This is a genomic window from Mycobacterium sp. (genome assembly GCF_035570115.1).
Classification (GTDB): domain Bacteria; phylum Actinomycetota; class Actinomycetes; order Mycobacteriales; family Mycobacteriaceae; genus Mycobacterium.
Map to the genome: position 1 here is coordinate 1 of NZ_DATMLH010000307.1, position 8,031 is coordinate 8,031.

The following is an 8,031-nucleotide window of genomic DNA, read 5'->3' on the forward strand; positions in this document are numbered from 1 at the left end:
CGCTCCGTGCATGATCACCGCGTCGGCCCCGTAGCCGAATTCCTTGCGAATGCGTGCCACACATTGCGCGGCCGACCCGGTCGCCGACGGTTCGAGCCACTCGTCGGGAATCAACGTGGCGATGTGCTCGATCTGCTCGGGGGTGGCCTTGTGGTCGATCCCGCCGGCGATCGAGGTCACCACTGAATCCGCCCGGAACCGTTGCAGCACAACCGGATCCCATTTGTTGGTCTGCACCATCAGATCGCCATACCCCTGCAGGTAGGTGGCCAGCCGCGCAACGGTTTTCTTCAGTCGCAGCGGCTCGGGCAGATGATCACCAACCGTGGCGAAGCACGACCACACCCGCACACTGTCCGGGTCGCGGCCCGCTTTCTCCGCGGCCGTTTTGACGGTTGTGACGCAGCGCTGCAACGTCTCCGGGGTGAAGTAAGTGTGCAGGATGACGTCGTCGAAAACCCGGCCGCCGAGCGCAAGCGTGTTAGGCCCGAAGGCCACCAAGGCCAGTCGGATGTCTTCGTCGAAGTCCGGGTCGAGAAAGAGTATGGGGTACTTGCCCATCGGCCCGTCGTGGTTGAAGATCACCTCGCCGTGCCACAGCCGGCGCATGACCTGGGCCCAATCCTCGATCTGCGCGGTCGTCACCGCCGGTATGCCGAATGCCCCGTAGATCGCGGCGATCCCGCGGCCGACGCCCAGGGTGAACCGGCCACCGGAGAGCCGATGCATGGTGGTCGCCCACGATCCGGTGATCAGCGGGTGGCGGGTGTTGTGATTGGTTGCGGCGGTGGCGATCTGCATCCGGCTAGTCACCGCGCACGCGGCACCGACCAGAGACGACGCTTCCTTGACGTTCCACCGCTCGGAGATGAATGCGGTGCCGAAGCCCAACTCCTCGCCGCGGCGCGCCTCATCCATCAAGGTTGCCGGGCCCTCACCTCCGGCCCCGGCCAGTAGGTAGTACCCCAGCTCGTCAAGCGTGCGCTCGCTCAATTGACAACTCCTTGCAGGAATCGCTCGGTGACCCGCTGTACACGCCGGGAGAACAGGTGGCCGACGTGGCTGCCGTCGTACCAGTAGAGCTGGCCGCCCCAGCGTTGCTGCAATTCAACTGCAGGCTCGCGCATCGCCATCCGGTCGTGCCATGCCCCGACGATGAGCCGCCGCTGCGGCGGCGGCGCCGGGTCGACCGCCAGCGGATCGATTACCGAGGTCAGTCTCGAGACCACCGAGGACTCCAACAGCTCCCGGTATCCGTCGCGCGAGGAACCCCAGCGTCCGAGGTGTCGCGCAATCATCGCGTTCAGTCCCAGAATCGGGGTATACAGCGCAACGGCATCGACCCGCCTTTCCAAATGCGAAACCAGCGCGGCCACCGGGGTGCCCATCGAAATCCCGGCTACCACCACCGTGTTGGCCTGTGGCTGTGCCCATCGCACCACGGCGCGCACCTCCGACACCGCGCGCATCATCCCCGCGACATTGCCCAGCGGATCCATGTCCGGGTACGCCGGCCACTCACGCCGCCGGCAACCGTGGCCGGGCTGCACCGGCAGCGCAACGTTGAACCCCAGCCCGTGATGTATGCGTCCGATCCGCGACAGCACCAGGTCTTCGGTGCCGCCCTGGCCGGCGCCGTGCACCCACACCAGCCACGGTCTGGGGCCGTCGCGGTGCCGGCACAGATGCACCACCGCCTTCGCCGGCCCGCCCAGGCCGTCGGATTCCAACGTCTTCGGCAGCGCCGGATCATGTTGGAACGTCATCCGCTCGTAGGCCAGCCGGCCAATGCGCTGCCGTCGTATCGTCTGCACCTGCAACGGTTGTGGGTCGGCATGCGCGCCGTCGATGCCCAGTGCCGACAACTCCTCGGCCGCCGCTGCGCAACCACTCAACGGCCGCACCGCGGCCGGTCCCCCACCCAGCAGCGAAAACCCGGACAGCACAAGTTCGTCCAGCATGACCTCGCCGAACTGACGCGCGCCGCGCGGCGACGCCGGGACCCACCCGGTCGATTCGTTGAGACCGGCCACAGTACGCGGTACGACCATGCCCAGCTCGCGGACCACGTCGCGGGTGAGGCCCAGGCTGCGCGTCGCCAACGACATGCCGCTCACCTACGCCAGCTTGAAGCCGGTGTAGCCGCAGGCCGCGACTTCATCGCAGCGCCGCCGGTATTCGGGGATTCCGCCGGTATAGCCCATGTACATCCGTTTCTTGCCGGGCACGTTGCCGCCGTTGTACCACGAGTTGCACGACGGATGGACCAGCACCGTCGCCGCGACCAGCGAGGTCGCATGGTCGATCCACTCCCGCTGCGCGGCGGGCAGCGCTTCGATGGTGCGAATTTCGTTGGCGCGCAGGTATGCAATGCAGTCCCCGATCCAGTCCACATGCTGTTCGAGCGCGGCGACGAAGTTGGTAGCCGCGCTCGGGCTGCCCGGGCCCTGGATCGTGAACAGGTTCGGGAAGCCCGCGACCGCCAGCCCCAGATAGGACAGCGGCCCCTCGGTGGCCCAGAACTCGCCGAGCGACAATCCGTAGCGCCCACGAATGTCGATGCGGCTCAGCGCGCCGGTCATGGCGTCGAACCCGGTGGCGTAGACGATCGCATCGAGATCGTAGGAACCTTGTTCGGTGCGGATACCGGTCGGCGTCACCTCGCGGATCGGTCCCTTGCGCAGGTCGACGAGCGTCACGTTGTCGCGGTTGAAGGTCTGGTAGTAGCCCTGGTCGATGATTGGTCGCTTACACGCAAACGGGTGGTCGGGCACCAAGGAGGCCGCCGTTTCGGGATCCTTGACGATCCGCGCCACCGCCTCCCCGTACAACGTGGCCGCCATTCGGTTGGCGTCGATGTCGAAGAAGACGTCGCCCCAATTCAGCGCACCCATCACGCCGTCGGTTTCGATGGCCCGCAGCTGGTCTTCGCGTGACGCCGACTTCAATGGCGGCTTGCCGAGCATGCCGAGCAGCACCGAGAATGCGCTCAGCCGCGCCGCGCCGACCGGGTGGGCCCGCCCCGCCGCTCGGATCTCGTCGTACCGCGCTTTCATCTCGTCCAGCTCGCCGGGCTCGAACCGCCGCACCTGCCACGGCAGCGTATACGCCGGCGAGCGCTGAAACACAAAGAGTTGCGCGGCTTCTCGGGCTACCACCGGAATGAGCTGAACACCGGTCGAGCCAGTCCCGATGACGCCTACCCGCTTTCCGGCAAGGTCGACATCCTCCTTCGGCCAATGACTGGTGAACACAGACGTTCCGGTGAAGCGTGCCATCCCGGGGATGTCGGGTTCCAGCGGCGCCGACAAGATGCCGGTGGCGGCGACGACGAACGGCGCTCTGAAAGTCTCACCGGTCGCGCTTGATACCACCCAGGCCGCATCCTCCTCGTCGAAGGTCATTGCGACGATCTTGGTGTCGAACCGGATATCGCGGCGAAGATCGAGCCGGTCGGCAACGAAGTTGAGGTAGGCCTCGACCTCGGGCTGGGCCGGCATCGTCTCCGTCCACACCCATTCCTGCTGGATCTCGTCGGAGAAGCTGTAGGAGTATTCAATGCTCTCGATGTCGCAGCGCGCACCTGGGTAGCGATTGTAAAGCCAAGTCCCGCCGACATTTTCGGCCATTTCCAACACGCGGGTCCGCAGTCCGAGTTGCCGCAGCCGATGCAGCGTATACAGGCCGGAGAACCCCGCTCCGATAACGATCACATCGAACGATGCGCCGGCTTCAGTCGCCATCGCTACCGGTTATCTTCTGAACGGTTCGGGTCAGGTGCAGCGTTTTGATTCGCCAGGTGCCGTCGCGCTTCTCGTAGGTCTCGTGGTAGTGACCGGCGCCGTGTAACTCCTGCCCGCCGCCGAAGATGATCCAGTCCTCCATCGCCCAGATGCCGGTTGCGGTCGTTGGTGAGGTCAGGGTGATCTCGGGGGTGTGGCAATGGTGCATGGTGGCCGCGTTCTCGAGGCTGGCCATCACCATGGGCACGAAGTTATCGACGCCTTCTACTGCTGGCGCCGTCATCGGGTCGGCCCCGCCGGTGGACACCGCCATATCCAGCCTGACCACCACATCGGCCGTGAACACGCTGCGCCAACCCTCGACGTCTTTGGCGTCGAGAAAGCGGCAGTAACGCGCCTTCAACTGCCGAATCGCTTCGAGATCGTCAGCCACCGTGTCACGCCTCCTCGACCTGAAACCTATACTGTAACGAACTTAGTATCAGCGAACTGCAGGAGGCGCCGAGTGGAAGTCCCGTTCACCTGGAAAGTCACCGGATGGTTCATGATCGGCTGGTCTCCCGAGTTTCCGGTCGGCGAGGTCCGCCCGCTGCGCTATTTCGGTGAGGATCTGGTGGCCTACCGCGACGAGTCCGGTGAGCTGCATGTGCTGGAGGCGCATTGCAAGCACCTCGGTGCGCACATCGGCCACGGCGGCACCGTGGTCGGCGACTGTGTGCAGTGCCCGTTTCACGGTTGGCGCTGGGGTCCGGACGGCACCAATCGATACATCCCCTATCAGCCGGACCGTCCCAATCGCGCGCTACGACTGCGGGTGTTTCCGGTACGAGAGCAGTACGACTGCGTGTTCATCTGGCATCAGCCGGATGGCAAAGAACCGCAGTGGGAGATGCCCGACATATTTCGCAAGTTCCCGCAATTCGAGACCGATCCGGCGGCCTACTACCGCGCCTATCCGGAGTTCTCCAGACGCGCGGAGCGCGAACCGGTGCATCCGCAGATCGTGGCGGAGAATGCCCCTGACAGCGCCCATTTCGAGTACGTGCACCGTGCCACGGTCACACCGAGGGTGCTGGACTGGAAGATCGTCGACCAGGAATGGCAATTCATTGCGGGTTGGCCCGACGCAAGTAGCGACAACCCCGACGACCTCGCGTTGCGGTTCCACAGCCACTTGTTCGGTCTCGGCGGGGCGATCAGCGTCTTCGAAGGCGCGCAGAACCATCGGCTGATATTCACCTGCACGCCGGTCGACGACGAGTGCTCTGACCTGTTCTACTCGATCTGGTGGCCCCGACTCCCCGGCGACGACTCCGACGTCCCACAGGGCAAGCTACGCGACGTTATCGAAAAGCAGTTTCTGTCCACCGTGTTCGACGATCTGCAAATCTGGCGCTACCAGAGATACGTGGAACACCCGCCACTGTCCAAAGTCGACGCGAAAGGCTATATGGCACTGCGGAAATGGGCGACTCAGTTCTACGAAGTGCCCGCATGATCTCGCTGGCGGAACTCGCTGCGCCCGAGCACACCGCGATCGTCGCTCAGGAGTGCCAAGGTGCGGTCATCGGCCCCAACGCGGGGCTGGCGGTGCTCGCCAACGAAGCACGCCGCGTCGCGTTACCCAACATCACCCGGTTGTTGCCGACGGCTCGAGCAGCGGGCGTGCGCATCGTGCATTGCTTGGTGCAGCGACGACCCGATGGGCTCGGCTCCAACCACAATGCCAAGATTTTCGCCGTCGGGCGCGGCGGCGTCGACATCACCCCCGGTACGCCTGGAGCCGCCGTGTTGCCCGAGCTAGGTCCTGAGCCAACGGATCTCGTCCTGAGCCGTGTGCACGGCGTTGGGCCGATGGGCGGCACCGACCTGGACGCGGTACTTCGGAACCTCGACGTCTCCACCATCATCGTGGTCGGCGTTTCGCTGAACATCGCGATCCCCAACCTGGTCATGGACGCGGTCAACGCTGCCTACCGCGTGATCGTGCCGCGCGATGCCGTCGCCGGCGTACCCCCCGAGTACGGCACCGCGGTCATCGACAACACGCTGTCGCTGCTCGCGACGATCACGACGACCGAGGAGCTGCTACAGGTATGGACCCCGCAATGACGGACACAGCACCCGAAATCCGCGGCGGATTTCCAGAGCTCAAACCGGTCGACGCACCGCCTGAGCTGGGCCGGTTCGTAGCGGCAATGCGCCGCCTGCAAGACCTCACGGTTTCGACCAAGCCGGAGAGCCCTACCTGGACTGCCGCCGCCGAGCAGGTGGAAAGCGCGTGCGCGTTGCTGGAAGGCCACCAGGTGCCGGAAGGCCGAGCGCCGGCCGGCCGAGACATCGAACTGCCCGGGCTCGGACATCCCCTCCTGCCGCCGTGGACTGTCTCCGACTTCGGGCCCGACGGGGTCACGATGGAAGGACACTTCACCCGCTCCCACGTAGGCGGTAACAATGCCGTGCACGGCGGCATGATCCCGCTGTTGTATGACTGGCACTTCGGGATGATCGTCGCCACGGCCGGGCTTTCCCCCAGCCGCACGGCCTACCTACACGTCGACTACCGCAGCATCACCCCGATCAACGCGCCGTTGACCGCCCATGGCCGCATCACCGAGATCGACGGCAGGAAGGTGTTCGTCGCCGCCAGCATGACAGCGGCCGACGGCATGCTACTCAGCGAAGCCAACGGACTGATGGTTCGTTTACTTCCGCACCAACCCTGAGAGGCCCGATGTCAGCTAGCGCAACGCAATTCACGGTGCCCGCCGTCGCCGGAGCCGTCGCTGCCACGATCGGTGACCGTGAGTTGATCATCCAGGGCGGACGACGTTACATCTACGCGGAGATCATCGCGCGGGCGAATCGCTTTGCCGGATACCTACACTCGCGGGGGCTGGGCTGCCACACCGAGCGGTCAGGGCTTGCCGGTCACCAGGTTGGGCAGGATCTTCTCGGCTTATACGCCTACAACGGAAACGAGTTCGTCGAGGCGTTGCTCGGTTCCTTCGCGGCGCGCGTCGCCCCGTTCAACGTGAACTTCCGCTATGTCAAGAGCGAGTTGCAGTACCTGCTCGCGGATTCGGGTGCGACCGCGCTGATCTATCATGCCGCTTTCGCGCCGCGCGTAGCCGAAATTCTGCCGGACCTTCCACAGTTGCGAGTTCTCATTCAGATCGCCGACGACTCGGGTAACGCGCTGCTCGACGGCGCGGTGGATTACGAGAGCATCATCGAATCGAGTTCGCCTACATCGCCGTTAGGGCACTCGCCCGACGATCTATACGTCCTCTACACCGGTGGCACAACCGGAATGCCCAAAGGTGTGCTGTGGCGTCAGCACGACATCTTCATGACGTCGTTCGGCGGGCGAAATATCATGACCGGCGAGCCCTTTGGCTCCGTCGACGAGATCGTTGCAGCGGTGGCCGCGGCAGCCGAGGCTCCCTCCAACAAGTTAATGATCCTGCCGCCACTGATTCACGGCGCGGCCCAGTGGAGTGTGATGACGGCAATCACGACCGGTCAGACCGTCGTGTTCCCTTCCGTCGTAGACCATTTGGACGCTGAAGACGTTGTCCGCACGATCGAGCGGGAGAAAGTGATGACGGTGACGGTGGTCGGCGACGCGATGGCGCGGCCGTTGGTCGCCGCCATCGAAAAGGGCATCGCGGATGTGTCGTCGTTGGTCGTGGTGGCCAATGGCGGGGCGCTGCTCACTCCGTTCGTCAAGCAACGCTTGATCGAGGTTCTGCCCAACGCCATAGTGCTCGACGGCGTCGGGTCATCGGAGACCGGCGCACAAATGCATCACATGTCGACATCAGGGGCGGTGTCGACGGGCACCTTCAACGCCGGGCCGGATACCTTCGTTGCCGCCGAAGACCACGGCTCGATCCTTCAACCGGGTCACGACGGCATGGGCTGGCTCGCGCAGCGAGGCTACGTGCCGCTCGGCTACAAGGGCGACGCGGCCAAGACCGCCGCGACGTTCCCGGTCATTGACGGCGTGCGCTGCGCGGTTCCGGGTGACCGGGCACGCCACCGCGCCGACGGCGTTGTCGAATTGCTGGGCCGCGACTCGGTCACGATCAACTCCGGCGGCGAAAAGATCTTCGTCGAAGAAGTCGAAACCGCGATCGCGTCGCATCCCGCGGTGGCCGACGTGGTCGTCACCGGGCGGCCCAGCGAGCGGTGGGGCCAAGAGGTCGTCGCCGTCGTCTCGATAGCCGATGAGGCACGCGCGGATGCCCGCGAGCTAATCGAACATGCCGCGAAAACCCTGGCC

Annotated in this window: 8 protein-coding genes; 4 read left to right on the top strand and 4 right to left on the bottom strand. The window is 64.9% G+C overall.

The genetic code is table 11. The features are described 5' to 3' along the window. The 4 genes from VNW74_RS29070 to VNW74_RS29085 form a co-directional block, all read right to left on the bottom strand. Positions 1 to 993: TIGR03857 family LLM class F420-dependent oxidoreductase (locus VNW74_RS29070; protein WP_325683349.1), on the bottom strand; the 993-nt coding region annotated here is incomplete at its 3' end. Next, entirely contained in the window at positions 990 to 2,108 is a 1,119-nt protein-coding gene (locus VNW74_RS29075; protein WP_325683351.1) for a PHB depolymerase family esterase, read from the bottom strand. The genes VNW74_RS29070 and VNW74_RS29075, both read right to left, overlap by 4 nt. 9 nt (positions 2,109 to 2,117) lie before the next feature. Further along, a complete protein-coding gene (locus VNW74_RS29080; RefSeq protein ID WP_325683353.1) occupies positions 2,118 to 3,743 on the bottom strand; it encodes an NAD(P)/FAD-dependent oxidoreductase in 1,626 nt (541 codons plus the stop codon). Continuing rightward, complete coding sequence (locus tag VNW74_RS29085) at positions 3,733 to 4,176, bottom strand: nuclear transport factor 2 family protein (protein ID WP_325683355.1); 444 nt, start codon at positions 4,174 to 4,176, stop codon at positions 3,733 to 3,735. The genes VNW74_RS29080 and VNW74_RS29085 overlap by 11 nt, the downstream gene beginning before the upstream one ends. Before the next feature lie 72 nt (positions 4,177 to 4,248). On the opposite strand from VNW74_RS29085, the gene VNW74_RS29090 reads away from it, so the two are divergent. The 4 genes from VNW74_RS29090 to VNW74_RS29105 form a co-directional block, all read left to right on the top strand. Continuing rightward, complete coding sequence (locus tag VNW74_RS29090) at positions 4,249 to 5,241, top strand: Rieske 2Fe-2S domain-containing protein (RefSeq protein ID WP_325683357.1); 993 nt, start codon at positions 4,249 to 4,251, stop codon at positions 5,239 to 5,241. Next, entirely contained in the window at positions 5,238 to 5,855 is a 618-nt protein-coding gene (locus VNW74_RS29095; protein ID WP_325683359.1) for a cysteine hydrolase, read from the top strand. Before VNW74_RS29090 ends, VNW74_RS29095 begins: the two co-directional genes overlap by 4 nt. Further along, the gene (locus VNW74_RS29100; RefSeq protein ID WP_325683361.1) at positions 5,852 to 6,469 is read left to right on the top strand and encodes a PaaI family thioesterase; all 618 of its coding nucleotides are present in this window, start codon (positions 5,852 to 5,854) and stop codon (positions 6,467 to 6,469) included. Before VNW74_RS29095 ends, VNW74_RS29100 begins: the two co-directional genes overlap by 4 nt. Positions 6,470 to 6,477: 8 nt before the next feature. After that, positions 6,478 to 8,031: acyl-CoA synthetase (locus VNW74_RS29105; protein WP_325683363.1), on the top strand; the 1,554-nt coding region annotated here is incomplete at its 3' end.

What these genes read in the sequence shown, in the direction of transcription:
- VNW74_RS29100 (WP_325683361.1), top strand. Translation starts at nt 5,852, where the DNA reads ATGACGGACACAGCACCCGAAATCCGCGGCGGATTTCCAGAGCTCAAA.
- VNW74_RS29075 (WP_325683351.1), bottom strand. Translation starts at nt 2,108, where the DNA reads ATGTCGTTGGCGACGCGCAGCCTGGGCCTCACCCGCGACGTGGTCCGC.
- VNW74_RS29080 (WP_325683353.1), bottom strand. Translation starts at nt 3,743, where the DNA reads ATGGCGACTGAAGCCGGCGCATCGTTCGATGTGATCGTTATCGGAGCG.
- VNW74_RS29095 (WP_325683359.1), top strand. Translation starts at nt 5,238, where the DNA reads ATGATCTCGCTGGCGGAACTCGCTGCGCCCGAGCACACCGCGATCGTC.